29 protein-coding genes and 1 pseudogene are annotated in these 26905 nt (G+C 54.5%); 14 read left to right on the plus strand and 16 right to left on the minus strand.

Translation table 11 applies throughout. From position 1 onward, the window contains the following. Positions 1–158: 158 nt before the first annotated feature. From ABKW30_RS25440 to ABKW30_RS25475, 8 genes and pseudogenes are all read right to left on the minus strand, one after another. Positions 159–500, minus strand: coding sequence for a hypothetical protein (locus ABKW30_RS25440; protein WP_348601750.1), 342 nt, complete (start codon positions 498–500; stop codon positions 159–161). Positions 501–691: 191 nt separating this feature from the next. Continuing rightward, a complete protein-coding gene (locus ABKW30_RS25445; RefSeq protein WP_348601751.1) occupies positions 692–1111 on the minus strand; it encodes a hypothetical protein in 420 nt (139 codons plus the stop codon). A gap of 1094 nt (positions 1112–2205) precedes the next feature. After that, positions 2206–2721, minus strand: a pseudogene (locus tag ABKW30_RS25450) (HK97 family phage prohead protease); the annotation flags it as partial. Further along, positions 2711–3079, minus strand: coding sequence for a DUF6107 family protein (locus ABKW30_RS25455; protein ID WP_348601752.1), 369 nt, complete (start codon positions 3077–3079; stop codon positions 2711–2713). The pseudogene ABKW30_RS25450 and the gene ABKW30_RS25455, both read right to left, overlap by 11 nt. 124 nt (positions 3080–3203) lie before the next feature. After that, a complete protein-coding gene (locus tag ABKW30_RS25460) occupies positions 3204–4361 on the minus strand; it encodes a phage portal protein (protein ID WP_348601753.1) in 1158 nt (385 codons plus the stop codon). 44 nt (positions 4362–4405) lie between these two features. Continuing rightward, positions 4406–5698 (minus strand): terminase family protein, encoded by a 1293-nt coding sequence (locus ABKW30_RS25465; RefSeq protein ID WP_348601921.1) that lies wholly within the window; start codon positions 5696–5698, stop codon positions 4406–4408. Further along, positions 5580–6116: a hypothetical protein gene (locus ABKW30_RS25470; protein ID WP_348601754.1), complete on the minus strand. Its 537-nt coding sequence runs from the start codon at positions 6114–6116 to the stop codon at positions 5580–5582. Before ABKW30_RS25470 ends, ABKW30_RS25465 begins: the two co-directional genes overlap by 119 nt. Before the next feature lie 124 nt (positions 6117–6240). Next, positions 6241–6870 (minus strand): LysE family translocator, encoded by a 630-nt coding sequence (locus ABKW30_RS25475; protein WP_348601755.1) that lies wholly within the window; start codon positions 6868–6870, stop codon positions 6241–6243. 265 nt (positions 6871–7135) lie between these two features. Between ABKW30_RS25475 and ABKW30_RS25480 the strand changes: the two genes are divergently transcribed. From ABKW30_RS25480 to ABKW30_RS25495, 4 genes are read left to right on the plus strand one after another with little or no spacing between them, the layout of a single operon-like run. Continuing rightward, on the plus strand, positions 7136–9280 hold the full coding sequence (locus ABKW30_RS25480; RefSeq protein WP_348601756.1) for a penicillin-binding protein 1A: 2145 nt from the start codon (positions 7136–7138) through the stop codon (positions 9278–9280). Between the two features lie 35 nt (positions 9281–9315). Next, positions 9316–9900 carry a DUF1214 domain-containing protein gene (locus tag ABKW30_RS25485; protein WP_348601757.1) on the plus strand — a complete coding sequence of 195 codons (585 nt, stop codon included), beginning with the start codon at positions 9316–9318 and terminating at the stop codon, positions 9898–9900. Next, positions 9893–10438, plus strand: a complete 546-nt coding sequence (locus ABKW30_RS25490; protein ID WP_348601758.1) for a DUF1254 domain-containing protein — start codon at positions 9893–9895, stop codon at positions 10436–10438. The genes ABKW30_RS25485 and ABKW30_RS25490 overlap by 8 nt, the downstream gene beginning before the upstream one ends. A gap of 55 nt (positions 10439–10493) precedes the next feature. Beyond that, a complete protein-coding gene (locus tag ABKW30_RS25495; protein ID WP_348601759.1) occupies positions 10494–11540 on the plus strand; it encodes an ElyC/SanA/YdcF family protein in 1047 nt (348 codons plus the stop codon). Positions 11541–11611: 71 nt separating this feature from the next. On the opposite strand, the gene ABKW30_RS25500 is transcribed toward ABKW30_RS25495, so the two are convergent. Beyond that, the gene (locus tag ABKW30_RS25500; protein ID WP_348601760.1) at positions 11612–11896 is read right to left on the minus strand and encodes a YciI family protein; all 285 of its coding nucleotides are present in this window, start codon (positions 11894–11896) and stop codon (positions 11612–11614) included. A 63-nt stretch (positions 11897–11959) separates the two neighbouring features. Continuing rightward, positions 11960–12151: a hypothetical protein gene (locus ABKW30_RS25505; RefSeq protein WP_348601761.1), complete on the minus strand. Its 192-nt coding sequence runs from the start codon at positions 12149–12151 to the stop codon at positions 11960–11962. A 190-nt stretch (positions 12152–12341) separates the two neighbouring features. Here ABKW30_RS25505 and ABKW30_RS25510 point away from each other — a divergent pair, with 190 nt between their 5' ends. Continuing rightward, the gene (locus tag ABKW30_RS25510; RefSeq protein WP_348601762.1) at positions 12342–13280 is read left to right on the plus strand and encodes a DUF2336 domain-containing protein; all 939 of its coding nucleotides are present in this window, start codon (positions 12342–12344) and stop codon (positions 13278–13280) included. A gap of 196 nt (positions 13281–13476) precedes the next feature. Here the strand turns inward: ABKW30_RS25510 and ABKW30_RS25515 are convergent, their stop codons facing one another. From ABKW30_RS25515 to ABKW30_RS25525, 3 genes are all read right to left on the minus strand, one after another. Continuing rightward, on the minus strand, positions 13477–13824 hold the full coding sequence (locus ABKW30_RS25515; protein ID WP_348601763.1) for a DUF1491 family protein: 348 nt from the start codon (positions 13822–13824) through the stop codon (positions 13477–13479). Positions 13825–13963: 139 nt separating this feature from the next. Next, positions 13964–14830 carry a peptidoglycan-binding domain-containing protein gene (locus ABKW30_RS25520; RefSeq protein WP_348601764.1) on the minus strand — a complete coding sequence of 289 codons (867 nt, stop codon included), beginning with the start codon at positions 14828–14830 and terminating at the stop codon, positions 13964–13966. Next, positions 14805–16652 (minus strand): PAS domain-containing sensor histidine kinase, encoded by a 1848-nt coding sequence (locus tag ABKW30_RS25525; protein ID WP_348601765.1) that lies wholly within the window; start codon positions 16650–16652, stop codon positions 14805–14807. Before ABKW30_RS25525 ends, ABKW30_RS25520 begins: the two co-directional genes overlap by 26 nt. A 348-nt stretch (positions 16653–17000) precedes the next feature. Here ABKW30_RS25525 and ABKW30_RS25530 point away from each other — a divergent pair, with 348 nt between their 5' ends. Both ABKW30_RS25530 and ABKW30_RS25535 read left to right on the plus strand, forming a co-directional pair. Then, positions 17001–17495, plus strand: a complete 495-nt coding sequence (locus ABKW30_RS25530) for a DUF5330 domain-containing protein (protein ID WP_348601766.1) — start codon at positions 17001–17003, stop codon at positions 17493–17495. A gap of 71 nt (positions 17496–17566) precedes the next feature. Then, positions 17567–18007, plus strand: coding sequence for a SufE family protein (locus ABKW30_RS25535; protein ID WP_348601767.1), 441 nt, complete (start codon positions 17567–17569; stop codon positions 18005–18007). Here the strand turns inward: ABKW30_RS25535 and ABKW30_RS25540 are convergent, their stop codons facing one another. Continuing rightward, the gene (locus tag ABKW30_RS25540; RefSeq protein ID WP_348601768.1) at positions 18008–18808 is read right to left on the minus strand and encodes a DUF6456 domain-containing protein; all 801 of its coding nucleotides are present in this window, start codon (positions 18806–18808) and stop codon (positions 18008–18010) included. Continuing rightward, on the minus strand, positions 18805–19257 hold the full coding sequence (locus ABKW30_RS25545; protein ID WP_348601769.1) for a helix-turn-helix domain-containing protein: 453 nt from the start codon (positions 19255–19257) through the stop codon (positions 18805–18807). Before ABKW30_RS25545 ends, ABKW30_RS25540 begins: the two co-directional genes overlap by 4 nt. A gap of 196 nt (positions 19258–19453) precedes the next feature. Here ABKW30_RS25545 and ABKW30_RS25550 point away from each other — a divergent pair, with 196 nt between their 5' ends. Beyond that, entirely contained in the window at positions 19454–19753 is a 300-nt protein-coding gene (locus ABKW30_RS25550) for a cytoplasmic protein (RefSeq protein WP_348601770.1), read from the plus strand. 156 nt (positions 19754–19909) lie between these two features. Here ABKW30_RS25550 and ABKW30_RS25555 read toward each other — a convergent pair whose 3' ends face one another. Continuing rightward, positions 19910–20347 carry a MucR family transcriptional regulator gene (locus tag ABKW30_RS25555; RefSeq protein ID WP_348601771.1) on the minus strand — a complete coding sequence of 146 codons (438 nt, stop codon included), beginning with the start codon at positions 20345–20347 and terminating at the stop codon, positions 19910–19912. A gap of 393 nt (positions 20348–20740) precedes the next feature. Between ABKW30_RS25555 and msrB the strand changes: the two genes are divergently transcribed. The 6 genes from msrB to ABKW30_RS25585 all read left to right on the plus strand — a co-directional run bounded on the left by msrB (position 20741) and on the right by ABKW30_RS25585 (position 26764). Continuing rightward, positions 20741–21145, plus strand: a complete 405-nt coding sequence (msrB, locus tag ABKW30_RS25560; RefSeq protein ID WP_348601772.1) for a peptide-methionine (R)-S-oxide reductase MsrB — start codon at positions 20741–20743, stop codon at positions 21143–21145. 155 nt (positions 21146–21300) lie between these two features. After that, the gene (locus tag ABKW30_RS25565) at positions 21301–23406 is read left to right on the plus strand and encodes a S9 family peptidase (protein WP_348601773.1); all 2106 of its coding nucleotides are present in this window, start codon (positions 21301–21303) and stop codon (positions 23404–23406) included. 77 nt (positions 23407–23483) lie between these two features. Further along, positions 23484–24116 (plus strand): GntR family transcriptional regulator, encoded by a 633-nt coding sequence (locus tag ABKW30_RS25570; protein WP_348601774.1) that lies wholly within the window; start codon positions 23484–23486, stop codon positions 24114–24116. A gap of 221 nt (positions 24117–24337) precedes the next feature. Next, complete coding sequence (locus ABKW30_RS25575; RefSeq protein WP_348601922.1) at positions 24338–24916, plus strand: biotin transporter BioY; 579 nt, start codon at positions 24338–24340, stop codon at positions 24914–24916. Further along, on the plus strand, positions 24913–25944 hold the full coding sequence (gene bioB, locus ABKW30_RS25580; protein WP_348601775.1) for a biotin synthase BioB: 1032 nt from the start codon (positions 24913–24915) through the stop codon (positions 25942–25944). The genes ABKW30_RS25575 and bioB overlap by 4 nt, the downstream gene beginning before the upstream one ends. Before the next feature lie 187 nt (positions 25945–26131). Further along, on the plus strand, positions 26132–26764 hold the full coding sequence (locus tag ABKW30_RS25585; RefSeq protein WP_348601776.1) for a LysE family translocator: 633 nt from the start codon (positions 26132–26134) through the stop codon (positions 26762–26764). The last annotated feature ends 141 nt before the right edge of the window (positions 26765–26905 follow it).

Raw genomic sequence — 26905 nt, forward strand, 5'->3', positions numbered from 1 at the left:
CTTCAAAATGAAGGCGATCTGCGCTTCTGTAAACTTCGTCTTCTTCATCGGTTTCTCCTCAGCCCGTAACCGGGGCATTATTGGAAAATTCCAGTTGAGAATGGACTAATTTAACGGGAGCACGTCAGCACAAATAGACGCTCAGATACAGAACACAGTTAGACTTCTTTAGTTCGCAGCTTCACAAATACGTCCGACCTCGCTTCAATCGCAGCGACATATTCGGGGTTATTTTCTATGTCATCAATATAAAGAAGATATGCATACTCGGGAAAATCCTGCTCAAGTAATTCATCATCATCAATCAATTCGTTCGTATGCAAGTATACAATTTCCTCGTCTGGTGTTGTAGAGAAATAATCTCCATATGTTACACTGTCTCCCATTTCGAGTTTTATATTCAGACATGCGTTTATCAGTTCAGATATGGCAATAAATTCTCTTAAATCCCAGATGGCATCTTTTTCTTCGTTTTGTATTCCAAATATTACTTCAGTCATCACTCACCTGTCTCGGATCTTATAAAATTACCATTTCTATCAAGTATAGCAAATGGGGTTTTCCGATTAACAACCGCTTCTCTGGTCTCAAAAATTACAAATCCCAAGTCTCGACTCGTTTGGTGGCAATCCACTTTCTTTCGGTGGTATGGTACAGATGCGCAAACGAGACGCTCAGATACAGAACATAGTTACACTTCTGTAGTTCGCAGCTTTACGAATATGTCCTGTCGCCTTTGAATTGCAGCCAAATAATCTGGATAGGTTGGATAGTTCTCGATCTCAGAAATATAAAGCAGAAATGGATACTGAGCAAAATCGGGTTCAATCGGCTCATATTCCTCTGCCGGAAACATATTCTCTCTTAACTCTAAATATCTATCCGCGCTTTTCAAACGATAATAGGTTCCCTTATGGTCGCTGTTTCTCTCTTGCAAATCGCCGCCAATTACTTGTTCAATACTTGTCGCAATGCCCTGCATAATAGACAGTTTTCTGTCATCCAACTGCTTATGATGTTCGTCAAGTGCGTCGGTATCAATTGGCCAATTCTCAATTTCCATTGCCTCTACTTCTGCACAACGAATTCCAAATAAAATTTCTCTGTTCAAAATCGCCCCCCTTAGTAAGGCACCAATCCATAATGATCGATAATTTCATATTCGCCGCGACGACCTACATCGACTTGTGATCGATAAATCATAAAATTTACATCTCGTCCGCCCATACGCGACGTTAATGTATCACGTAATTTCAAGAGACCTAGCTTTTGAAGCTGACTATCCGTTAGCCGCTCCGTACGGCTTCCGCTCGTGCGCAAGTTCCACCCTTCATTTACCGCCCGTCGAAACAACATCGGACTGACAATGGCCATGTCCAAATCGCTTTTTTCATCGAATGGTACTCTTCTCTTGAAACTCTGACCGGTAACGGCGCTTCCCCGAATATAGGTTTCTACATCTTTCAGGCCTGCTCTAACATATCCGCTACGCAAGTCTTGGCGAAACCCTGCAATGTCCTGACTGTTGCGAAAACCATGTGGAACATAAGCTGGCCTTGTCGTGAAATCGAGTTCCCTTATTCTACCCTCAGCCTCTAGCGCTCGGCCCTGATTGTAGCGGATTTGGCCCTCTACGTTCTCATAAATACCGGCACGGGGTTTCCAGCTTGGATCCCGTTGCTGTACACTTCGGACTGCTTCATCGGCGCGTATTCGCGATGCTTCAAGTCTAAGTTCCTGTTCTGGCGTTACCGTCTGAGGACGTCCCGCGATGATACGGACGTTTGGACCACGTGCGCCACGCCCACCGCGAGTCTGAGCCAGTTGAACCGGTGTGCCGTCCGGCGCTTTGGGTGCCGCACCTTGTGGCTTCGGCGCAGGCACTGCTCCGGCGAAACGGCCTCCCCTCGAGGTAATGGGGCGATTAACGGCACTCGCCTGCCCGCCTCCTCCACCACTGGTCCACTGCCCTCCATCGGAGTTGCCTTCGGACACACGCGGCTGGTTCGGATCATATTTGTGCGTCAGCCACAGTTGAAACAGCTCATAGTTGTTCGAGCGGCGTTTCAACTCCGCATTCTCCGCTTGCAGACTTTCAATCCAGCGGCGGTTGTAGTCGGTCGGGCTGGCACGCTTCAGTGCGCCAAGCAGCAGTTCATTAGCTTTGATGTTCCAGAGCAGCTGCGGCGGATGTTTATAGCTTGGCTTCTGCAAATCCGGCGGCTGGCTTTTAACCTGCCCCACTCTTGCCGAAGGCAGCATGGGAAAGGTGACGACTGAGATTTCCCACAGATCAGCCTCGTGAATGTGCCGCACGCCCGCGCCATCCGCCTTGGCACGCACAGTTTTGAACCCAATGGAGAGGCCATCGATTGCGCCGGATCGCATCAGCTCCAGCACTTCCTGAGCCTTGGCGACGCCTTTCGCCAACTTACCCTCTACGTAAAGTCCGCGCTTGTCCTCGCGCACTTCCGTCCAGACGCCGATAGGCTGGTTGGGATCATGCTGCCAGAGCATGCGGATGCCACCCGGGCCTCGCTCCCGTACAGACTTCAGAAAGGCTCCCGCTTCCACGGAGTCCTTACCAAGGTCCACTTCACCGAAAAGGCTGGCATAGCCTGTAAAGCTGCCATCGGCGGTAACATTCTCAATCGTCAGGCCGGCAAACTTCTTTTCGATGAGCGGAATTGTTCTTCGAGTAAGCCCAAGGCTAACCGGCATTGGCCGCATCCCCCTTGTCAGAGGAATCGGGGATAACCGGCGGTGCTTTTGCCTCGCCCATGCGTGCAGCGATGCGTGCGAAAACGCCAAGTGCCGTCCATGCCGCAAGACTTGCCGCAGCCGCACCCATCAGCATGAGTTCGCCATCGCCAAGCTGACCGCGAATATCGAGTTCGGCGGCAATCTTGATGCCTGCGACACCGCCGAAGGCGAGGCCGCAGACAATGCCTACGATGAAACGGATGGCTGCATCGCTTTTGTCGCGCGGCAGCATGTAGGCGAGAGAGACGGCGGAACCAGCAATGGCACCAGCCGCCTTTGCCGCCAATATCCAGGCGGCATCGGACCAGTTTGTCATGATTTTCTTCCTTTCAAAGCAATTCCAGGAAAAGTGTGAAGCGGTTTTCCGTCCGGAATTGCGAAACAAGAAATTGGAATTCCAGGAAAAGTGCGAGGCGGTTTTCCGTCCGGAACTGCCGTCTTTATTGCGGCGCGTAGCCGACAGCTTCGCGCTTTTCCTCATCGCTGAGGAATGGTGCAGCGGAGATGCGCGCCCATAATGCATCGCGCTCCTGAGCCAGACCGTCGATACGGTCGAGATCAGGCTCAAGACGCAGATCCTTGCCGAAAACCGGGCCAAGCCAGCCGCTGATTGCCTTTGCCGTGCGCATGACCAGAGGCAGCACTGTCAGGCGGTAGAAGGCGCGGTTTGCCTCCGCATAATTGGCGTAAGTATTGTCGCCCGGAATACCGAGCAGCATCGGCGGAATGCCGAACGCCAGCGCGATATCGCGGCTGGCCGTGTTCTTTGCTGCAATGAAATCCATATCGAGCGGCGAAAGACCCATGCTTTTCCAGTCGAGGCCGCCTTCCAGCAGCAAAGGTCTTCCGGCCTTCGCCGCACCCGTATAACCCTCTTCAAGCTCGCCTTTCAGCCGATCAAACTGATCCTCGGTCAAATGGCTGGTTTCGCCCGGCGCATAGACCAGCGCCCCTGATGGGCGGGCCGAATTGTCAAGCAGCGCCTTGTTCCAGCTGCCGGACGCATTGTGGATATCCAGCGCCATAAGTGCCGCTTCCAAGGGTGCAAACCCATAATGATCGTCGAGCGGGTGAAACAGTTTCAGATGCAGCCCGCGCCCGTCATCGAGAGGTATTGTGCGCTTTTGCGCGCCTGCCCCATAAGCCAGCGCAATCGGCCAGCCATTGTCGTCGGCCATTACGCGCACCCGGTCCGGGCGCAGCAGATGCAACTCGCTCGCTCCCCCGCCGCCCTGCACGCGCTCGATATAGGCATTGCCCGATAGAAGGATATGCCCGTAAAGCGCCTCAAAGAAGCTTGCTCCATCCATGCCGCGATGCGGGCTGGCCAGAAGTGCCAGCAATGGATGTTCGCTGTGCTCGGCCTTGCCTTCATAAAGCAACCAGGGTGCAGCCCCCGCTGCCTCTGCCAAATGCCGCACGCAGCGATAGGCTACAGGGTTGCGCATGAAGCCCTGCCGTGACAGGCCGACATAGCCGCTTTGCGACCAGCGCGCTTCCCGGTCAAATTGCAGGGCGACAAAACCCTGTGCTGACTTTTGCTGCAGATGCGGGTTCTCGTTCGCGGCGCTTCTGCGCCACGGCCAGTTGATTGCCATGGTTGGAATTCTTTCTGTTATGACGTTTTTAGAGCGGTTCTCGATCAGCCAACTACGCGCACCCTCGGCCGGTTGTCGCGCCTGCCGAAAAGATCACTCAGCGCCCAAACCAAAGCATCCACGCGGTCGGGCGAGCGGCCGTTGGAAAGGCCAGTATGAGAAAAGTCGCACATCTCATCTTCAAGCATTGGAAATCGCGCCGCATGACGCACCCTGCCCTGTTCGTAAAGCGCCGCGACGGGTTCTGCCCGTACCGCCTTGCCGCGGTTGGCCCGCACCGGCTTTACCGGCACATTCATGTCTTCGGCTGCAATCACGGCGGGCACCATATCGCCGCCCTGATTGACCTCCGCGATCATCAAATCCGCCTCCAGCCGATAGTATAGAGCGATGGCACGCCGCGCCCATTCGTGCGGCTTGGCAGGGGCAAAGCTTTCATCGGCCAGCACCCAGCCTATTCCCTTGTCATCAAGGCCAGCAGCGACAATCCCGCAAGCATCGGATTTCTTGGTAGCGCTCGCAGGTGGATCAATAGCAATGACAACGCGTTTCAGCTCCGGCACATCGGGACAAAAGACATTTTCCATCATCAGACGTGACCAGAGAGCGCCTTCGCTTTCCTCGATCAGTTCTCCATCAAGTTCCTGACGCCCAAGTCGCGTATCGCCATAAAGCCCGCTAATATGCTTGACGAAGCCGGGTGCCAGAAAATCGGCATTCTCGCGCATCTTCATGCGGCGCACGGGAATACTTGGATCGGCCAGCATTTTCTTCAGCAACGGCAATGGTTTCGGCGTCGTTGTGATGACCTGTTTCGGGTTTTGACCAAGGCGCAAACCAAATTGCAGCATGTCCCATGTCGCTTGCACATTTTTCCACTTCGCCAATTCATCGCACCAAGCCGCGTCAAATTGCGGCCCGCGCAGGCTTTCGGGATCTTCCGACGAGAACATCGAAGCGGTCGCGCCGCTGTTCCAGAGCAGTCGACGCCTTGTCATCTCAAAGCGTGGACGTTCAGCCCGAGAGACCGACATGATGCCGGAAGGACCGTCAATCATCACTTCGCGCACATCGGCAAATGTTTCGCCGACAAGAGCAATGTGCAATGATTGGGTGTCGGAAAATGGCCGATAGCCCTGAGCCATTCCGCTTACCCATTCGGCACCCATCCGTGTCTTGCCCGACCCGCGACCGCCAAGGATCAGCCATGTATGCCAATCATTTTCCGGCGGCTGTTGTGTCGTTCTGCCTGTGAATACCCATTCCGGATTGACCGCCTCCGTCTCCCGCTTGCTTAGATTGTGTAATGCCCAACTCTTGTGCGCGGATGTGAGCAAGTTCATCGATCCTTTCATCAATGCGTTTCAAAACCACGCGAAGCTCATCGGGCGAAAGCCCGCTGGAACTGCTTTCCCGCGTCGCATCAAACCTGTCCTGCAGGTCGCTCACCTTGTCGATCGTGCGAGCCAGAAGCGCCAGCGCGTCGAGGCGTGCTTTGCTCGACGTTTCGCTTTCAACAGCAGAAAGTGTTTCCAGCTCTTTACGCAGCAGTTCCATTATTTTCCGGGCGGCACGCAGTTGGCTGTTGCCCTGCTGCATGTCCTGAAGCGAAAGGCCATCACGATGAATCCCGCCAAGAAAACATTGCTCGCTGACGCCAAGCAACGGCGCAATCTCGCCGGGCGGGATACCGTATTCGCGGCACAGCGCAAAGGCGCTGCGCCGGCGCATTGCCATCGCAAACGGGGTTGTCATCAATTGTCCTTGAAGCATGTCGGCTGACTGGCGGAAGGCCCTAGTCACAATTCCGACGATGACTAATATCTACAGCAGCATCGTTACGCAGTCAAGGACTATTTTCCTATAAAGGTAAATTTTCTTACGATGCCTTTTTCCATCCGGCGGCGAGAAGTCCTGCTCCGATCATCAGCGAGCCGCCTGTCCGGTTAACGATACGCTGCACGCGAGGCTTGCGGATTGTCTGGCGCGCCATGGATGCCATCAACGCATAGACTCCGGCGTTGAGTGTCGCCAGCACAAGGAACGTTGTTTCGAAGATCATCATCTGCGTCAGTATCGGACGCGTCGTGTCGAGGAATTGCGGTAGGAACGCTACGAAAAAGATGATGCTTTTCGGGTTCAAAGCCGTCACGACATAGGTATGCAGGAAGATGCGATGCGCCTTCTCGTTTTTTACCGGCGCTTCACCTGTCTGCGGATCGGCTACAGGCGCGCGCCAGAGTTTGATGCCGAGATAGATCAGATAGGCCGCGCCGATCCACTTCAATGCCGTGAAAATCGTGGCAGATGTTGCGAGCAACGCGCCAAGGCCGAGCATGGAAGCTGTCATGGCTGTGAAATCGCCCAGCGCGACCCCTGCAACAGTTGCCATAGCGAACCGTCTTCCATGGCCAAGCGCATAGGAAATCACCAGCAGGATGGTCGGCCCGGGAATGGCGAGGAGAATTGCCGATGCCGCGACGAATGCCAGCCAATGCTCAATAGACATGTTCCTGCTCCATTTTGAAATCAAAGGCCAGCAATCCATCGGAACCCGCCATTTGCAAGAGAAAAATTCACGAGGCTTCCGTTGCACAGAAAGCCGGATTTTTTGGCTTCACTTGTCGCAGGACATAAAAAGGGGCTAATCTGCCCATCGGGGTGAAATGACAAGGCAACGCTTCAAAATAACAAACTTCAGAAGCTGTTAAGCGTAATCGGATACACCATATTCTTTATAGGGAATGTGGATACAGGGCAGGCACAGAGTTTCGATGAAAGAGACCAAGCCAGATAAGCGTAAACGATTCAGAGTCTCGCCACTTCTAGGGCTTGATGCATGGATTGATTCATCGCTTTACGAGCTGCGGTTTCGTGCTGCCGAATATTGGGAAGATCTGACGATATTCTTCCGCCGCTTCCATGTTTCAGGCTGGCGGCGCGCGATTATCGAGGTACTGGGCGAAGGTTTCACCTGGGGCACTGCCGGTTCTGTTGTCATGCTGACGCTGGCGATACCGGCATTTCACGAGACGGACAAAAACTGGCGCACCCGTGATGACTTTGCCGTCACCTTCCTTGACCGTTACGGCAATGAAATCGGCCAGCGCGGCATTCTTCATCGCAGCGCCGTTCCCATCGACGAACTTCCGGACCATGTCATCAAGGCGGTTCTTGCCACGGAAGACCGGCGCTTCTTCGATCATTTCGGCATAGATTTCCTCGGCCTGTCGCGGGCAATGACGGAAAATCTGCGCGCCAATTCGGTGGTTCAGGGCGGATCGACGATCACCCAGCAGCTGGCGAAAAACCTGTTCCTTACCAATGAGCGCAGCCTTGACCGCAAGATCAAGGAAGCTTTCCTTGCGCTTTGGCTTGAAGCCAACCTCAGCAAGAAAGAAATTCTCCAGACATATCTCGACCGCGCCTATATGGGCGGCGGCACATTCGGCATCGCTGCCGCATCGCAATTCTATTTCAACAAAAGCGTCAAGGATGTGAACCTTGCCGAGGCCGCCATGCTGGCTGGCCTGTTCAAAGCGCCCGCGAAATATGCCCCGCACGTCAATCTTCCCGCCGCCCGCGCCCGCGCCAATGTGGTGCTGAGCAATCTGGTGCAAGGCGGTCTGATGACGGAAGGTCAGGTCGTCGGTGCGCGGCGCAATCCCGCCACCGTGGTTGATCGCGGCCGTCTTGAAAGCCCCGATTACTTCCTCGACTGGGCCTTTGATGAGGTTCGCAAGGTTGCTCAAAACCTCAGCACGCATACGCTTGTTGTCCGCACTACCCTCGACGCCGGTATCCAGAAGGCCGCCGAAGAATCCGCCGAATATCATTTGCGCCAATACGGCAAGGAATATCACGTCGGACAGGCTGCCATTGTCGTTCTTGAAAACAATGGCGCAGTACGGGCAATTGTCGGCGGGCGCGATTATGGCCTCAGCCAGTTCAACCGCGCCACGGCCGCGCTGCGACAGGCAGGCTCCTCGTTCAAGCCTTACGTTTATGCTGCGGCGATGGAAAAAGGCATGACGCCGAAAACACTGGTTTCCGGTGGTGCGGTATCGTGGGGCAACTGGTCACCGCAGAACTACTCCCGCCGTTATCTGGGCAAGATCGATCTCACGACTGCTCTGGTCAAGTCAATCAACACCGTGCCGGTACGCCTCGCCAAGGACTATCTCACCACTGCACCTATCGTGGCATTGGCCAAGGCGATGGGCGTTGAATCAGCAATCAGTTCACACAAGACCATGGTGCTTGGCACATCAGGCATGACGGTCATGGATCAGGCAACAGGCTACAATGTCTTTGCCACCGGCGGCATTGTTGGCATGCGCCACGCCTTCACCCAGATATCGAGCCAGAATGGCGACGTTCTATGGGATTGGCGCAAGGACGGCGCCAAGCCGCACCGCGTTCTGACGGAAACCGCGGCAAACAACATGAACATCATGCTGTCCCAGGTGCCGGAATGGGGTACAGGACGCCGTGCTGCCCTGCCCATGACTCGCGTTGCAGGCAAAACCGGCACGACCCAAAGCTATCGCGATGCGTGGTTTGTCGGGTTTACCGGCAACTTCACGGCGGCAGTATGGTTCGGCAATGATAATTTCACACCAACCAAGGAACTGACAGGTGGCATACTACCCGCCATGACATGGCAGCGCTTCATGAATTACGCGCACCAGAATATCGACCTGAAGGCTATTCCCGGCATCGACCCGACCATGCCGAAGCAGGAAAAAGTCGTGGCTGAAAATACTGCCACCGATACAGACAGCGAAATCAAGGCTGGCGAGCGGCCCCGCGTTCTTTCCAACGCTACCGCGCAAGTATTGCGGGAGATTGATCAGGCGTTGAAAACAGCGCCCAAGCTGAAGTTGCCCCTGCTTCCCACAAAAGTTTCCGCACGCTGATTGCGCGTTGCGATAACGCCGTGTAGTCATCGTTCATGCTTCGTAATGTCTTCCTCGCCCTTGTTGCGCTTGTCATTGCCGTCGGCGGCGGCACAATGAGCGCATGGTATGCGGTGAACCGTTTCGATGGCTTCGGCGCTCTCGCTATCGGCCAGTGGACAGGCCATCCGGATGCTGGCACGCCGCTTTCCGATCCTTATGCCAAGGCTCGCGCAGCGCGCGAAGGCGCTTTTCCGCTCGGTTCTGCCGAAGGGCTGGCGTTCTATGCCTATGACGACGACAAGGGCGCGGCGCTCGACCGGCGTTGCACCTACAGTCTAAGTGGTAATAGCCCGAACTCCCGCTTCTGGACCCTTTATGCTGCTGATCGCGCCTTGCTGCCACTGGACCCCGGTTCTGGCCGCCTGCCTGCGTTGCACTCACGGCAAATCCTGCGCGGTGAGCATGGCACTTTCGTTGTCACTGTTTCGCCGCACGCCCAACCCGAAAACTGGCTTGCCACATCCGGTTCGGGGCGCATGACTCTCGTTATGACGCTGTATGATACGCCGGTGGGCAGCAATTCCGGTCTTGTCGATATGACCTTCCCCGCGGTCACAAGGATTAGCTGCGATGGGTAAGCTTCTGCGCACTCTTCTTTTTGGGCTCATTGGCGCAGGCATCATCCATATCAGCGTTGTGCTGCTTGTGCCTCATTACTCGGATCGCAACGCCTGGTCGCGTATTTCAGCCTATGGAAACGATTGGCAATTCCATACGGTGACCGGAGAAACCAAGCCGGGCACTGCCCGCCTTGCGTTTGACCCGTTGTTTCAGGCTGCGGCGTGCCGGTTCGATATCACCGACCTGCCAGCCCACATAACGGGCGTCGGCACCCTGCCCTATTGGTCGATTTCCGTTTATAATCGTCAGGGTGAAAACATCTATTCAATCAATGATCGCACGGCGATTGCCGATCAGCTTGATCTGGTCGTCGCAACACCGCTGCAGATGATCGAACTGAATAAATCCAAGCCGCTTTCCGCTGAAAACTCCGTGCTGATCGAAGCCGATATGGACGAGGGATTTGTCGTCATCCGCAGTTTCGTGCCGGACGAGTCATGGAGCGAGCAGGTTGCTTCCTTCCTCAAGAACGCGAACTGCTCGCCGTTGCTGTAGCTTAGCCGTTACAAAACCAGTGTACGCCAACCGGACCCGATAGAGAGAGTGACCCATGAAAAAGATCGCTGCCGCAACCATTGCTTTGCTGACACTGAGCACCTCGCTTGCATTTGCCTATGACCCGCAGAATGCCGAGCGCATCAAGACGCTGGTTGATACCGGCATGCAATATTACTGGTCAGGCGGCGATGTGAAAAAGGCGGAAGCGGAGATTTTCAAGGGTATCACCCTGCATGGCCGGTATGATGTGGTTGAGCAATCCTTTGCGGAAGCTTCAAAGCTGGCGCCCGAGCGACTGGATTTCCGCTTTGCCGTTGCTTCCTCACAGATTTTGCAAAAGAACCTTGATGGCGCACGCGCGACTTACGAGGAAATCCTTGCGAAAGACCCGACTTCTTTCGATGCGCAGGCATGGCTGGAAGCGCTTGGCCGCATCCGTAATGATGAAACCGAAGCTGGTCTTGCGCATCAGGCTCTGGCCGGTCTCGACCGTGAACGCGCCGAGGCTTATCGCCAGCGTTTTGTGCGCGCAGAGCAAATCATCGCCGAAAAGCCGAACACGGATGCTCCCGCCCTATCCGGCAAGGTCATGATCGTCACCCTCGGCTATGCGCTGGCCAAGGATGGTACAGCCGAAAAGCCATTGCTGGACCGGCTGGATGTCGCTCTCAAGGCTGCGCAGGCAAACCCGACTGCGCGTGTCATGGTGACAGGCGGACAGCCGCAGGCAGGTGTTACCGAAGGCGATGTCATGATGAAATGGCTGGTCGAACGCGGTGTAGACCGCGACCGCATTCTCATCGAGGACAAGTCCAAGGACACTGTCGGCAATGTGCTGAACGTTGCCAATCTTATCAAACGCCATACGGCCGACAGCGTTATTCTGGTTACGAGTTCCAGCCATATGCGCCGTGCCCGCACCTTGCTGGAAGACGCGCTGAAGCAATATGATCTTGACGCCAATGTCGTGCCGGTCGTCGCGCTGGACGCCCCTTCCGTGGAGGAGGCCGCCAAGGTTTCGGCTGATGAGCGGCTGGTCATCTACCGGGACCTGATGCGGGTTTCAGGTCTATGGGCATATCCGGGTGTACAGCAGTAACGTTTTTATTGCCGTTCGGACTGCATGAGCGAACCACGCACTACATTGGTGCAGCCAGCGTAGCTAGGGATTCAAAGCAACCCCTCAAGCCCCGGCTGTACTTTTGACGGCGCAAATTCCTGTACGTCAAAATTGGCGAGCTTGCGTGTGTGAAACGGGTCTTCCTCAAGTACTTTGAGAAGCGCCGCTTCACTTTCCGCTTTTGCGAGAATGATACCGCCGGTGCGCGGCACTTTCCGGCCGGAGGCAACAAACATTCCTGTAGCGTAGTGTTTTTCGAGGAAAGCAACGTGGTCTGCCATTGCGGCATCAAGATCGGCCAACGGCGCGATGTAGGTAAGGGAAACGATAAACATTCGGGACTCCTGATATGCGAGTCCTGATAGTCACATAGCTGCGTTCACAAGAACAGGTTCAAATCAGCCCGGTTGGGGCATCTTGTCGAAAAACCGGCGCTGATGCTTTGTCTTGTCGCGCTTCTGCGGCTCGGCTGCATAATGTTCATACCGCACGCCGGGAAAGATTGTGATCTCGGCGGTTACCTGACGTTTTCTTGTGTCCCGGTTGCTGCGCGTTTTGGCGCTTCCCGGAAATGCGATTACAAATCCCATTTGGTCCATCCGTAAGGTTCGTTGCTCTCCTGAACTCGAATGCTACGCAGATGCCTGTTGGTACTTATGCCGTATGCGCGTGATTTGCGCTATTATTTAATAAGACACGTCGATGGTTAACGACTTGCTAACGCTTAGAGGCTAATTTTAGAAACTGTTATTGCGTTGCGTGCAGTGTTGGAGTGTGTTCGTGAAGTATCCTGAGTTTCGGGCGCTTGAAGACCGCAGTGGCGGCAGCAAGGCTGACGATCTCCTTACCGCGTCCATTACCGCGTTCTGCTGCGTCGCAAGGCCGGCAAAAAGCGATGCTCAGCAACTCGAAGATCTCGCTGTCCCTCTCCTGCCTCTCACTTCCCCGCGCGTGCGCCGCCATGCGGCCGCTGTGCTTTCCGAGCTAACCCATGCGCCCCGCCGTCTCATCATGGCACTTGCCGAAGATGACGTGGACATTTCCGCGCCTATTCTGCTGCGCTCGCCTGTGCTCAAGACAGCCGACCTACTCGATATCATCCGGCGCAAAGGCCTTGGCCATGCCCGGGCCATAGCCCGCCGCGCAACCACCGACCCGCTATTGCTGGATGCGCTGCACAGTTTCGATGATGCTGCACTTGAACGCACGCTGGCGTTTCAACCCCCGGTGGAGGCTGAATCCCCTGCCGTCCCGCAGTCGGAGCGCTTGCGCGAGACACGGCAGGCTCTCAAGGAACTAATGCTCAGCAGCGACATTGGGCAATCGGATGATCAGGCGCTTGCCGACCGATTGATCGATGCAGCCCTGCTGGACGAGACGGCAACGTTCCACGCAGAATTTGCACAGGCGCTTGATCTTGGCGTTGAGAACACTTCGCGGATTATTGGTCGCGGGCTTAATGCTGAACTGACAATCGCCTTTGCATCGCTGGGCCTGTCGGCGGAAGCCGCACACCTTATCCTAACAGGGCTTTTCGGCCTCGTGCACAAGGACCTGCACTCGCTGCGCCTGTTTGTTCAATCCTATCGCCAGATCGATCAGGAAAAGGCCGGGCTTACAGTCGCGCGCTGGAAGCTCCAGGAAAACTCGCAAGCACTGCGTGAGAAACTGCGCGAGATGGCCAAGGACGTAGAGAATACCGCGCGCAAGGTTTCCTGACAGTCGCAATCTCCCTGCGCTAGCAGGATTCTCATTGCGTGGTTCGACAAGGCTCACCATGAGGGAGGTTGTTGATTGCAATGACAGTGGCCACGGTTACAACCATGTTGCAGATACGCAGGTAGAAATCTCCCTGCAACTATCCAACTTTCCTCATGGTGAGCCTTGTCGAACCACGCATTAAAGATACTGCAGCCTAAACCTCAACCACCCCAAAAAGCTCTGAGCGATCACCTCGATAATCTTCTATTTCGACGATCCATAGATCGCGATCCCAGCGCTTCTGCTTTTCCAGATCGTCATTGATGTCCATCTCGGCCGACCCCGATTTCAGCCGTGTAAACAGCCGCTCGTCGAGTTTTGTTTCATCATAGACCATCTGTGGCGCGGGACCGAAAAGATCATATGTGCCGTCAAAATTACGAAACTTGATGAAGATCGCCCCCGCCTCCGTCGCCCCTTTGTTACTCAGAGCAGCGAATGCACCTGTGCCATTAACCCGTCTTACCAATGCGGAAACCCAGAAATCAGATGTCAGCCGCATGAGAACAATCCTTGGTGGTGAAAATTCGCGTCATGACGTGCCGAAAATGGTGATTTCGAGTATCGGCGCGCAGTGAACTTTTGGTTCATGAGCACCGAAGCAAAGAAAAGTGCCATTTGCAGGCCATCACGGCGTGAATTTAATTGATAAGGCCGATTTCCTGCATCTTGGCCAGAAGCTTCGCATCCGGCTCGCCTGTTACCGGCAGGCGGAACAGCTTCTGGAATTCGCTAACGGCGGTTTTGGTGGATTCGCCAACCTTGCCGTCGATCTCCACCTTGTCATTGCCGAATGCGCGCAGGCCTGCCTGTACGCGGACGATCTCCGGCGCCGAAAGACCGCCTTCCGAGGCACCGCCCTCATCCGAAGACGCGGAGATTTTCTGTACTGTTGCCTTCTCGGGCGCAGCATCCGGTTTTTTTGCAGGCACGGCAATACTGGCGGTCGTGTCGTCGGCGTTGCCAACTGCAGGTTCAGCGTCAACACCAAGTTCGGCACTGGCCTTGCGATAAGCCTCTATCGCCGCCCGCGTACCCTTGCCGGAAATTCCGTCTACCGTTCCACTGTAGAAGCCCAGCGCCAGCAATTTCTGCTGAAGCTGAGCGACTTCGGGATCGCCGCCCGGTCCAAGAACCGGATCGCCATTGATGGCGGCGGCAATTGCGTCCTCGTTTTTGGGAACAGGAACAGAATTAACCTTGCGGATTGGCGCATCAACCGATGACTGTTTTTGACCTGACAGGGCAGGCTTTTCCTGCTTTATCGGTTTGAAAACAAGCTCCGGACGCGTCGAGAAAAAGACGCCCTCATGCACATGCGGCTGATACCAGAGCGCATTTGCCGAGATGAAACCGAGCGTGACCAGAAAAGCCGTCGTACCACCTGCAATACCGGGATTGCTGGCGATCAAGCCACCTGTTGCAATCAGGGCTTTCAGCGCCGGGTTTCTTTTAGGTGCGCGGCGCTTACCTGTCCGGCTGCTAGGCCGACTTGCGGGCTTCCCCATGGGAACCTCCCTTTACATCGCTAATCTCTTTGAAGTCGACAATATTGGCAGCGAGTTCTTCGGCTTGCTCATCGCTGGCGGCAATGCGGCCGGAGCGGGGAATGCGAACGTCCACAATTGTGCCCTGCCCCGGAACGCTCTTGATTGTCAGTTCGCCGCCGTGAAGACCGATCAGCCCCTTGACCGTCGCCAAACCTAACCCCGTACCTTCCTGGGCGCGGGTATAGTCGTTCTGCACCTGCCGGAAAGGCTGTCCCAAGGTCTTGAGGTCGGCTTCGGCAATACCGATACCCGTATCGCTCACTGAGAACACCAGCATATCGTCCTCGACCTGCGCGTCGATAGTGACCACACCGCCGGTTTCAGTGAATTTCACCGCGTTGGAAACGAGGTTGATCAAAACCTGATGAATGGCGCGATTATCCGCAACGACATTGCCGATGCGCGGGCTTACACGATCGCACAGGGTCACTTTCTTCTGTGCGGCCTGATGCGCCATCATATCGTGCACCATGACAACCGTATCCTTGAAGGCAAAGCTTTCAGCGTAGATCGGATAGGCTCCGGCCTCGATCTTCGACACATCAAGGATGGCATTGACTACGGAAAGCAGATGATTGCCCGAACGATGCACCAGCTCGACATATTCGCGCTGGCGGCCATCCGGCAATTTTCCGCAGATTTCCTGCAACAGGATATCGGAAAAGCCAATGATGGAATTAAGCGGCGTGCGTAGCTCGTGGCTCACTGTCGACAGGAAGCGGCCCTTGGTTATTTCCACTGTTTCGACTTCGCGGCGCGCGGCCACCAGAGCGTGGCGGTCGGCAACAGCCTGAGAGATATCGGTAGCAACAACCAGAAAACCTTCGCCCTGACTGTGGGGAACGGCGCTCAAATGATAGGTAGCAAACCTGACGTGGTGCGGCTGGCCGGATGTTTCTGCCGGAGCAACGCAGCGCAGCTTCACATCGACATTGGCCCTTGCGGCACCGCGCTTCATATCGCTGAGAAAGCCGAGAAACTGCACACGGTCTGCCACGTGCACCCGTTCGAACAGCGGCGTGCCGATCAGAAGGTTGCGTGCAATGCCGAATTGTTCCTGTGCCTTGGCTGAAAGAGACTTCACCAGTCCATCGGTGCCCAAAGTCAAGACCACGCCGTCGATGGCATCTTCAAGGTCCGCTACACGATCATCACGACGAGCCGCTGCAACGCGCTGAACGAGCCCATTGGCAATACGAATAATGAGCGTAGCTGAATAGGCAAGCGAGCCGAGCAGCGCAAAAGCAGAAAGCCCGACGTTGGCACTCCTGATTATTGTCAGACCAAGCAGGACAGCCAATACCGCAGCTGAGATGCCGCCAGCAATATGTAGCGAGCGTTCTGTCCGGTATATAAACCATGCTTCAAGCGGAATGGCAGCAGCCAGCAGCCAGAGCAGTAGATTTGGCACCGGCGAGGCAATCGCAATCGCGCAAATAGATGCGCCATAGGCAATGAGAGCACCAAGCCCAATCTTCCGGCTGTCCTTTGACATGACAAGCGCACCGCAGAAAATCATGGGCAGCGCCAGAACGCCGATGACCATACTGACGATACCGGCCATTTCACCAGCAAGGACATGATTGGTCAAAGCGGCAAGTGCAAGTATCAGTGGCATCGCCAGAAACGCACCTGCCATGCGCACATCGCGGTCGCGGGCAACCGGGCAGGCAACAGACGTATTGACCCAATGCTTGCACAGCCCACGAAAACGACTGGCAATATCGAGCCGCCGGTTCTTACCGGCAATATCGGAACTTGTGGCGGAATGAATCGGCACCAATTTTTTCCTGCTTTCCGCAAAACCCCGGCTGGCGCCTGAATGAAGCGGTCATTTCACGAATGCTCTTTCAAGCACTCTTGTCGGCGTTAACTTTTGCAGACGAGGCTTTAAGGAAAGGATAAAACGGACGGCCAGAATGCCCCTCAAACACCGTTTCAAGCGATTGTGGCTGTCATGGTAAATGAAGGGTTTCGCGGAAGCGCCGATTGGCAGGCCGAATCGTGAAATCGGGGATTTGCGCCTCAACAGTTGTTAATGCTTGGTTTCTATAGTGGCTCAAATTCCGATGCCGGCTTCAACGGTATTTTGCCAAGCTTGTGTCACTGTCGTCGCGTGGATCGCCCTATGGCGGTTGGTTTTGCGCAAAAGGGTTGGGTCATGTTCTTTTTGATCAGATTTGCGATCAAGTTCTGCTTCTGGATGGCAGTGGTGTCCATATTCATGCCTTCGCTATCCGATGAAAAAGGTGGGCCCAGCACGATTGATGCCTTGATTGCTGCGCAGGATACAATCAGCGATCTCTCGGATTTCTGCACGCGCAAGCCCCAAGCGTGTGAAACCGGCAAAGCCGCCTTTGCAAATGCCGGTGCCCGCGCCGGTGAAGCAGCCAAGGCCGGCTATGAATATCTTGATTCCCAGCTCGGCAAAAAATCCGATGATCCCAATTCGCTGGTTGCCAGAGCCCACGGCGAAACTTCGGATACAAGCGAGACCGAAGCGATAAAAGCCAAGCTGCGCGAAATGGCTTTGCGCGAGATTATAAATGCAGTGGCGCGTGAGCGTGAAGAGACCAGTAAGGTCGATGCCAAGGCCCACACAGGTTCAGTTACAAAGAACTGAGCATGTAATCCATAAAAACGGTGACGTTTGCGGCCCGGAGCACTATATGTGCCCCGAACAGGACGGTACCTATGGCACAGACTATTGATGACATCATTGGCGATTTCGACTTCATCGACGATTGGGAAGAGCGCTATCGCTATGTCATTGACCTTGGCCGCGATCTGAAACCCTATCCGGAATCGGCCCGCGATGCGGCGCACAAGGTCAATGGCTGCGTCAGTCAGGTCTGGCTGAAGAGTACGCTGTCAGAAGGCCAGGACCCGGTCATTGAATTTGTCGGCGACAGCGATGCGCATATTGTGCGTGGTCTGGTTGCAATCATGATGGCGCTCTATTCCGGCAAAAAGGCATCTGAAATCCTCGCGGTTGACCCGGAGGCGGTGCTCAAGAAGCTCGGTCTCAATGAAAACCTGACACCGCAGCGCTCGAACGGCCTGCGCGCCATGGTCGCCCGCATCCGCCGTGAAGCCGAAGCAGCGCTCGGCACGACGGATGCAACACAGCATTAATCAGATCACTGGCCGGTAGCCCTCAGCACCCCAATGAATAATCGTCGGGCCATAGCGAGTTGGTGCAGGCGGGTTGTAGTGCCTGTCCAGCACCGCCAAAGCTGTCTTGAGGATAAGTTTCGCTGAACGCACAGGCCATTGCCGTTCTCGCTCAACCATTTCCAAACCTTTCAGGAAGCAGCATACGTCAACCAGCACTCCGGAAAGTTCCGGCCCTACCGCACTCAGCGCGCGCTCAACGCGTTGGCGCGCGGCCAAAGCAGCGTCGGTAATTTCAAGAACTCCGTTGGCCCGCGAACCGCTGCCTGTAACGTCCCAATTCACGCCGATCGAAGGCATAAGATTGCCAAGTGTGAAATCACGGCGCAGTTGCTCACCCGCCTTGAATGCCGCCTCGCTGATCAGGGCGCGACCGGAGGCATCCTTGCGTTTACGCAGGTTTGCCAAGGGCGACTCAGCCTCGTTAGTGCGGACTTTGCTTGATCCATTTTCGTCCTGAATATGTATCAGTGCCTCGCGCCGGTGCTGACTGGCGAAGGCGTCAACACCAGCTTCCTGCCGCCGCAACCACGCCTTGCCAGCGTCCGTAATACTCAATTCAGCTTTGCTACAAGCTAAAAGTCCCGCTCTTTTGGCATGAATAATGACATCGCCTTTTGCGGACATAACTCCATAGGCTGCGCTTTCCAGCGCCATCTTGCCCGGCGTTGCTGTTTCAATGAGTTGCACAGGCCCCTTGGCGAGAAACCGCAAAAGGCGCGCAAGCATGGCATTATCTACCCGGGGCATAGAAGTACTCATCGGCGCACCCTCCCGCTATTGGCGAATGCTGCCCTGACAACCGTTTCAACCGTTTGGACGATGCGGTCGAAATCCTGATCCTCCCGCATGTCCTCAATCAGATGACACGCATGGGCAACCGTGCTGCGATCCCGCCCGAAGGCGCGGCCAACTTCTGTCATGGACATGCCAAGCGTCACGTGAACCACATACATGCCAATCTGGCGAACGCGCGCGACAGCACGTTCGCAGCGTGAATGCGAACGCAGGTCCCTGCCGGAGATATTGAAGAAGGCCGACAAGATATCCAGAACGTGGTCACACGTCCGGAAAGGTCGCTCATCGATTGCCTCGCAAGCCTGAGCGACTACAAGTACAGGCTTTGCCTTATCACGACGCGAACGGAGTGCATAAATCATCGCACGCGCATCTGCTGCTGATCTGATCGTGCGGTTGAAATTCGCGGCCATTACTCAACTCCACCTCTTATGTAGGAATATCTTCTTATAAACTTCCTATCAAGAACGTGGATAAGTTTTTGCTCAAATATCTTTTAACACTTTGTTTTATAAGTATTATTTGTTTTTCGTGCTCAAAGTTATAGGTCTTTTATCCTACACCATTGCACTCCGCATAATATCGGACATCCATGAAAGGAGTGGTCCGATGTTGATAGATGAATGGAAAAAAGAGCGGGGTATGTTTCTGGCAGCCAAGGAAACGCTTGCAACAGAAACGCGGCAACGCCTGGCATTGCAGATACTTTGCAATGTAGATCTGGAAAAGATGCTTTTGCAGGACGAGGCAAGCAGAATGCATATGTGCCTCCGTCTCACGCGTCTCATGGAGCGCGAACGACTGAAAGGAATAAGCGGCCACTGGAGCTACGATCTTAACCGGCACATCGGCTTGAAGCAGGCATTGGATTGCCTGCGGTCAAAGGCAAGGCAGACGGACGCAGCATAACAAAAAAACGGCGCCAAAGGCGCCGTTAAGCCGATTATCACAATCGGAAGTCCAGTCTGGTCCCAGCGCATTTATCACCCCCCGAAAAAAGAGTGAACGTTTGCCCACCGACTCCGCGAGGTTGAATTTGTGCGGCTATCAGACCGAAATAAAGCCTTAAGCGGCCTTCTTGCGCTTGCGGCCAAGACCCATGTTTTTGGCAAGGCGCGAGCGAGCAGCAGCATAGTTTGGCGCAACCATCGGATAAGATGGATCAAGATCCCACTTCTCACGATACTGTTCCGGCGTCAGGCTATAGTGCGTCATAAGATGGCGCTTGAGTGATTTAAACTTCTTACCGTCTTCAAGGCAGACAATATAATCATCCGCAACGGACTTCTTCGGGTTGATTGCTGGTTTCGGTTTCTCCTGAACAGCAACAACTGTCTCCGCACCACCATTAACGCGGCCCAGAGCTGAGTGTACATCCGCGATGAGCGTCGGCAGATCGCCGGCCGGAACAGAATTGTTGCTAACATAAGCAGCAACCAATTCAGCCGTAAGCTCAAGCAGAACGTCGCTGGCTGTGGAGTTTGAATTGTCGAATGTGGTCATTAAAGTCCAATTCCTTCGTCTAATTTGAAATATCGGGAGGGAGTTAAAAAACACCAATATAAAGCTCGTAAGGCGCTTGGTTCAGCGACGCCTTTGGCGACTCTCTTTTTCGGATTTTGCTGAATTTGTCAAATCAATACTTCATTTACAAAAGAAATATTTCAAATGAAGCCAAACTCAGAGATTAAACACCAATCGCACCAAGAAGCCACAATAACGCCACTCAGCGAATGCATTCGTCAACCAAGACGTGCACTCGAGAATTCGCCCCATACAACTAAGACAAAAAATGGCAAAAATGAGGAATATAACGTTTCACGCAAAGCATTCTATAATAACGGATGTTGTCGAGTGCAGTGTTCATGCTTACATTTGCACCGAAAGGAATAAAAAATGAATACAAAAACGTTCAAAGTTGTAAAAACTGATGCAGAGTGGCGGGAGCAGTTAACACCAGAACAGTATCAGATTACACGAAACCATGGAACGGAGCGAGCCTTCTCCAGTCCCAACTTCGATAGTAAACTCAAAGGTGTTTACAAGTGCGTTTGCTGTGATCGCCCGCTTTACAAATCAGAAGCAAAGTATGAGTCCGGTACAGGCTGGCCAAGTTTTACAAATCCGATTGAACCCGATGCAGTAATAGCTGTCGAAGATCGTTCCTATGGCATGGTCCGCACCGAGATCAAATGTTCCGATTGCGATGCCCATCTTGGCCATGTATTCCCTGACGGTCCTCCTCCAACAGGCCTGCGTTACTGCATGAATGGGAATGCCTTGGTGTTCGATGCCGCATAAGGTCCAAGCGGCTGCCGTTCAAATCAGACCAAACGACTAAAGCTGCATTGACGCGATACAAGCTTGTATGAAATCTGTCTCGCAGCCCGGCTGTTTTGCCGGGCGCAGAGTTGATTTTCTGCTCCGCCTGTCCGCCAACATTTTGAAAGTCCCTTATGACGAATTCGTCGCGTTTTTCCACCCACCCTGTTCCGCAATCTGAAAAACAGCCTGTTTCCGATACACGTCATGGCATAACACGCATTGATAATTACGCTTGGATGCGAGCGGAAAACTGGCAGGATGTGTTTCGCGACCCATCAACGCTGGACCCGGCAATTCGCAGCCATCTTGAAGCTGAAAACGCTTATCAGTCGGCCCTCATGGCCGACACAAGGGAATTGCAAGCCAAACTGTTCGAAGAGATGAAGGGCCGCATCAAGGAAGACGATTCGTCTGTGCCCTCAAAGGATGGCCCTTTCGCATACGGTACTTCGTTCAAAACGGGAGGCCAGCATCCGCGCTTTTTCCGGACACCGCGCGATGGCGGCGAACAGACAATGCTGCTCGATGGCGATCTCGAAGGGCAGGACAAAGCCTATTTCAGCCTCGGCTCTGCCGATCACTCTCCGGATCACGCCAGATTGATATGGGGTTTCGATGACAAAGGCTCGGAGTATTACACGCTCAAGGTGCGCGACCTTCAGACATTGCAGGATGATGCCGAAACGGTCAGCGATACGTCAGGCGGCGGTGTCTGGAATGCCCAGTCCGATGGCTTTTACTATACGCGCGTCGACGCCAATCATCGCCCTTCCCGCTTGTTCTATCACAAGCTTGGAACGCCGGAGAGCGAAGACCGCCTGATCCATGAGGAAAAAGACCCCGGTTTCTTTCTTGGCGTCGGCGGCAGTTCGCTCGATGATTTCGTCTTCGTGGATATTCACGACCATGAAACCTCGGAGGTCTGGCTGATCCCTGCCAACGACGCTTCCGCGGAACCGAAACTTGTCGCATCACGGCAACCAGGAGTTGAGTACAGCCTCACTGAAGGCGGTGATGTTTTTTATATTCTCACCAATGCCGACGGTGCCAAGGACTTCAAGATCGTGAGTGCGCCGGTGGCGACACCGGAGAAAGCGAACTGGAAGGAAGTCGTCGCCCATAAGGCCGGACGTCTCCTGCTTGGTCATTCCGCCTACAAGAACCATCTCGTCTGGCTCGAACGCGAAAACAGCTTGCCCCGCATCATTATCCGTGACCGTACGACAGGTGAAGAACACGCCATTGCCTTCGATGAAGAGGCCTTTTCACTCGGCCTATCCGGCAGCCCCGAATATGACACGGAAGTCATCCGCTTTTCCTATTCGTCCATGACGACCCCGACGCAACTTTATGACTATAACATGCGGACGCGCGAGCGCACTTTGCTCAAGACCCAAGAGGTGCCTTCCGGTCATAATCCCGACGACTATGTAACCCGCCGCCTGCTTGCACCGGCGCATGACGGCGAAACTGTTCCCGTGTCCATTGTCTATCACAAGGACACCAAACTCGATGGCTCCGCGCCAGCGCTGCTTTACGGATATGGCTCATACGGACACAGCATCCCGGCAAGCTTCAATACAAACTGCCTGTCACTGGCAGATCGTGGCTTCATCTATGCCATCGCCCACATTCGCGGCGGCAAGGACAAAGGCTATGACTGGTATGAAAATGGCAAGCGTCTCAACAAGCTGAATACGTTCAAGGACTTTATCTCGGCTTCCGAACATCTGGTTGCCAAAGGCTTTACCAGCCACGACCGGATTATTGCTCAGGGTGGCTCTGCAGGCGGCATGCTCATGGGCGCCATCGTGAACATGGCGCCGCAAAACTTTGGCGGAATCATCGCGGAAGTGCCATTCGTCGATGTCATCAATACCATGCTGGATGACACCTTGCCCCTCACCCCGCCCGAGTGGACGGAATGGGGCAATCCGATCACGTCGGCTACGGATTATTCCTACATGGCGTCCTACTCGCCTTACGATAATGTCAGCGCCCAGGCCTATCCGCCTATCCTTGCCGTGGCAGGGTTGACTGATCCGCGTGTGACTTATTGGGAGCCCGCAAAATGGGTTGCCAAGCTGCGCGAACTCAAGACCGACGATAATCCAGTGTTGTTCCGCATCAATATGGATGCGGGTCACGCAGGAGCTTCCGGGCGATTTTCAAGACTGGAAGAAGTTGCCTACACTCAGGCCTATGCGCTGAAACTCGTTGGCAAAGCCGGAGTGTAACCATTTTGCTGTTGGTTCCAGCCGAGTATTGTGAATACCGGCTGGACGGCGCCCCTCCTGCGAATTATCTATAAAAAATGACGACTGCCAAAGATGAAACACTCGCGGTGCGGATCAGCCGGGCCCTTGCTGATCGCATTATCGCGGGAGCACTCGAACCCGGTTCCAGACTGGGTCAGGATCATATCGCGGAAGAGTTCGGTGCAAGCCATGTGCCTGTGCGCGAGGCTTTTCGTCGTCTGGAAGCTCAGGGCCTTGTAGCCAGTGAACCGCGGCGCGGGGTGCGTGTCGCAGGTATCAGCCTTGATGAGGTCAAGGAAGTGGCCGAAATGCGGGCAAGCCTTGAAATTCTGGCACTTCAACATGCGGCACCGCACCTGACCAGAGCCATACTCGATCAGGCTGAAAATGCTATTCGGGCCGGTGACAAGGCTGGCGATGTGCAGTCTTGGGAAGAGGCAAACAGAGCATTTCACAGAACCATTTTAATACCTTGCGGCATGCCAAGGCTGCTGAAAGCCATCGATGATCTGCATACAACCAGCGCCCGCTTCCTGTTTTTGGGCTGGAGGGCAGAATGGGAAGCCCCTACGGATCGTGACCACCGTGCAATTTTGACCGCTCTACGCGACGGACAGATAGAATTGGCATCTTCCGTACTCGCAAGGCATGTCCGCTGGAGCGGCCATAAACCACAAAAAGCAAAATAATAGATATTATTGAGCTAGGTATGCAACCGGTGAAACCGGAGGCGAATGGCTATCTATCCTGCTGTTTTTAAGCATATTATTCGACAACCCCTTCTTATCTTCCAGCAAGAATCCCACAGTGATTGGATTTCCCCACGCAGCTTCTTGCGTTCACTGCATTTATGTGAAAGTTTTTAGCGATAGATTCTTTAAATTATCTATAATTTATAACGAGGAAGATGATGGCACACATCCCTGAAGGTTCAATTCTTGAAAACAGCGTTATTCCGTCGAGGCGTACGGTTCTCACCGTCATTGCCGGGGCGGCGTTAATGACACTGGCAGCCAAGACGCAAATACCATTCTGGCCCGTCCCAATGACCCTGCACACGCTTGCCGTCATGGCATTTGCGGTTGTTTTCGGCCCGCGCATCGCAGCTTCGATTTTCATCGCCTACCTTGCGGCAGGCGCAACCGGTCTGCCCGTGTTTTCCGGCTCTCCGGAACGGGGCATCGGTCTTGCTTACATGGTTGGCCCGACAGGCGGCTATCTGCTGGGCTATCTCGTTGCGTCTTGGCTGGTTGGCGTAATGGCGTATGGCAAAGGCGCTCTCGGACGCATCGGCGCGATGCTTACAGGCCTGACCCTAATCTACGCACTCGGCATTACCTGGCTGGCTGTCTACGTACCTTTTGGGAAACTACTTACCACAGGCGTATTCCCGTTCCTGCTCGGTGACCTGATGAAAATTGGTGTTGTTGCACTTGGTGCCACACTGATGGGCGCATCATTCAAGCGGTTTAGGGAAAAGCGTCAATGACCATGACAGATGGAACTATTCGCTCCGACTGGACAATTGCCGAGATCGTCGACCTGCATAATCTGCCGCTTCTCGATCTGGTGGGGCGGGCCAATGCCGTACATCGCCAGTATCACGACCCGAGCAAAGTCCAGAAAGCCAGCCTTCTCTCCATCAAGACCGGTGGATGTCCGGAGGATTGTGCCTATTGCCCGCAATCAGCGCATCATCGTGAAGTTGACCTGACACGTGACAGGCTCATGCGTCCCGAAAGCGTCGTGGCAATGGCTGCAACGGCAAAGGCGGCGGGCGCTGAGCGTTTCTGCATGGGAGCTGCATGGCGGCAAGTGCGTGATGGCCGCGATTTCGATGCTGTTATTGAAATGGTCAAAGGCGTCCGCGCATTGAATATGGAAGCCTGCGTGACCCTTGGGATGCTCCAGCCACATCAGGCGGAGCGGCTGGCAGACGCCGGACTGACGGCCTATAATCACAACATCGACACCAGCCCCGAGTTCTACAACCGGATCATTACCACCCGGACTTATGAGGAAAGACTGGACACGCTGGCAACCGTGCGGTCTTTCGGAATAGATGTTTGCAGCGGCGGCATTATCGGCATGGGCGAGACCATTCACGACCGTGCTTCCATGTTGCAGGTTCTGGCGGCATTTGACCCGCATCCTGAAAGCGTGCCCATAAATGCCCTTGTTCCCGTTGCAGGAACTCCTCTGGCAAACCGACCGCTTATCGATCCTCTCGAACTGGTGCGAATGGTTGCAACCGCCCGTCTCGTCATGCCCACTTCAACGGTGCGGCTTTCGGCTGGACGCTCCAATCTGAACCGGGAGGCGCAAATTCTTTGCCTTGCAGCAGGAGCAAACTCGCTTTTCTACGGCGATACATTGTTGACGACGCCTAATGCAGGCATAGGCGAAGATGCAGAATTGTTCAGCGCAATTGGTCCGATCGATACCGATTGCGGCTTGCATCCCGGTTTGCCTGATGCGAATTCGGGCTTGTATGAGGATATGCGTCAGGCAACATAGTTGCGACCGAAATCAGCGGCGGAATATCAGCTTGAGCGAAAATACCGTCAACCTCCCGACAAGACGTATAAAGAGCCTCGCGACCGCTCCCGGCGGTCGCGTCGGACTATTATTGCAACGGGCTTTAGCTTGCTTGCAGCGCGAATCCTGATAATCAGGAATTCCGGTTCAATCGAAGGAAAACGATATGCCGGATTTCTCTACCATCATCATTTTTGCCCTTGCCGCCATTGTTCTGACGGCAACACCGGGTCCCGATATGCTGCTCATCGCCTCGCGCAGCGTCAGTCAGGGGCGCGCTGCGGGGTTTCTCACCTATGCCGGAATTGCTGCGGGAACATATTGCCATGCTCTGGCGGCAGCGCTCGGCCTTTCTCAACTCTTTCTCGCAGTACCGGTAGCCTATGAAATAGTCCGCTGGGCCGGTTGTGCATATCTGCTTTATCTTGCGTGGAAGACAATCCGCTCGGAAGGAACACGTTTTTCTCCAACCGCCGGACTGAGGCAGCTTTCTTCCCGGCGTATTTTCGCCGAAGGTCTTGCGACCAATCTGCTCAATCCCAAGATGGCGCTTTTTGTTCTGGCTCTCTTTCCGCAATTTGTGCAGCCCGAGGCGGATCCGTTGATCGGGCAGATGCTGGTACTTGCGACTGTTCTCAATGGTATAGGGTTTCTGGTGAACGGCTCGGTGATCCTCCTCAGTAACCACATAAGAAGCCGCATGAGCGGGCTTGGCAGGTTCAGGAAACTGCCGCAATATCTTCTCGCTACCGTATTTGCCGGGCTTGCCTGCCGTCTCGCTTTGGGCAGCAGGAACTAAACCTGCATTTCTTGCGTATAAGGATTACAAGCTGCGGCTCGCGTGGCCGCAGTCTTGCCGTTAATGCAAGCTAGTTTTGAAACATGCCCGCCGCGTGATCGCTTGAAGCTGAAACAGGCCGCTTGATCGCGCATAGGAGAA

It is taken from the genome of Phyllobacterium sp. SB3, assembly GCF_040009165.1.
In the GTDB taxonomy this organism is placed as follows: Bacteria; Pseudomonadota; Alphaproteobacteria; order Rhizobiales; family Rhizobiaceae; genus Phyllobacterium.

Coding starts and splice junctions, on each gene's coding strand:
- ABKW30_RS25550 (WP_348601770.1), top strand. CDS start 19,454: ATGTTGATAGATGAATGGAAAAAAGAGCGGGGTATGTTTCTGGCAGCC.
- ABKW30_RS25500 (WP_348601760.1), bottom strand. CDS start 11,896: ATGTTTATCGTTTCCCTTACCTACATCGCGCCGTTGGCCGATCTTGAT.
- ABKW30_RS25485 (WP_348601757.1), top strand. CDS start 9,316: ATGCTTCGTAATGTCTTCCTCGCCCTTGTTGCGCTTGTCATTGCCGTC.
- bioB (WP_348601775.1), top strand. CDS start 24,913: ATGACCATGACAGATGGAACTATTCGCTCCGACTGGACAATTGCCGAG.
- ABKW30_RS25535 (WP_348601767.1), top strand. CDS start 17,567: ATGGCACAGACTATTGATGACATCATTGGCGATTTCGACTTCATCGAC.
- ABKW30_RS25505 (WP_348601761.1), bottom strand. CDS start 12,151: ATGGGATTTGTAATCGCATTTCCGGGAAGCGCCAAAACGCGCAGCAAC.
- ABKW30_RS25570 (WP_348601774.1), top strand. CDS start 23,484: ATGACGACTGCCAAAGATGAAACACTCGCGGTGCGGATCAGCCGGGCC.
- ABKW30_RS25540 (WP_348601768.1), bottom strand. CDS start 18,808: ATGAGTACTTCTATGCCCCGGGTAGATAATGCCATGCTTGCGCGCCTT.
- msrB (WP_348601772.1), top strand. CDS start 20,741: ATGAATACAAAAACGTTCAAAGTTGTAAAAACTGATGCAGAGTGGCGG.
- ABKW30_RS25555 (WP_348601771.1), bottom strand. CDS start 20,347: ATGACCACATTCGACAATTCAAACTCCACAGCCAGCGACGTTCTGCTT.
- ABKW30_RS25585 (WP_348601776.1), top strand. CDS start 26,132: ATGCCGGATTTCTCTACCATCATCATTTTTGCCCTTGCCGCCATTGTT.
- ABKW30_RS25480 (WP_348601756.1), top strand. CDS start 7,136: ATGAAAGAGACCAAGCCAGATAAGCGTAAACGATTCAGAGTCTCGCCA.
- ABKW30_RS25575 (WP_348601922.1), top strand. CDS start 24,338: ATGGCACACATCCCTGAAGGTTCAATTCTTGAAAACAGCGTTATTCCG.
- ABKW30_RS25455 (WP_348601752.1), bottom strand. CDS start 3,079: ATGACAAACTGGTCCGATGCCGCCTGGATATTGGCGGCAAAGGCGGCT.
- ABKW30_RS25490 (WP_348601758.1), top strand. CDS start 9,893: ATGGGTAAGCTTCTGCGCACTCTTCTTTTTGGGCTCATTGGCGCAGGC.
- ABKW30_RS25515 (WP_348601763.1), bottom strand. CDS start 13,824: ATGCGGCTGACATCTGATTTCTGGGTTTCCGCATTGGTAAGACGGGTT.
- ABKW30_RS25530 (WP_348601766.1), top strand. CDS start 17,001: ATGGCGGTTGGTTTTGCGCAAAAGGGTTGGGTCATGTTCTTTTTGATC.
- ABKW30_RS25440 (WP_348601750.1), bottom strand. CDS start 500: ATGACTGAAGTAATATTTGGAATACAAAACGAAGAAAAAGATGCCATC.
- ABKW30_RS25470 (WP_348601754.1), bottom strand. CDS start 6,116: ATGACAACCCCGTTTGCGATGGCAATGCGCCGGCGCAGCGCCTTTGCG.
- ABKW30_RS25520 (WP_348601764.1), bottom strand. CDS start 14,830: ATGGGGAAGCCCGCAAGTCGGCCTAGCAGCCGGACAGGTAAGCGCCGC.
- ABKW30_RS25475 (WP_348601755.1), bottom strand. CDS start 6,870: ATGTCTATTGAGCATTGGCTGGCATTCGTCGCGGCATCGGCAATTCTC.
- ABKW30_RS25495 (WP_348601759.1), top strand. CDS start 10,494: ATGAAAAAGATCGCTGCCGCAACCATTGCTTTGCTGACACTGAGCACC.
- ABKW30_RS25565 (WP_348601773.1), top strand. CDS start 21,301: ATGACGAATTCGTCGCGTTTTTCCACCCACCCTGTTCCGCAATCTGAA.
- ABKW30_RS25460 (WP_348601753.1), bottom strand. CDS start 4,361: ATGGCAATCAACTGGCCGTGGCGCAGAAGCGCCGCGAACGAGAACCCG.
- ABKW30_RS25545 (WP_348601769.1), bottom strand. CDS start 19,257: ATGGCCGCGAATTTCAACCGCACGATCAGATCAGCAGCAGATGCGCGT.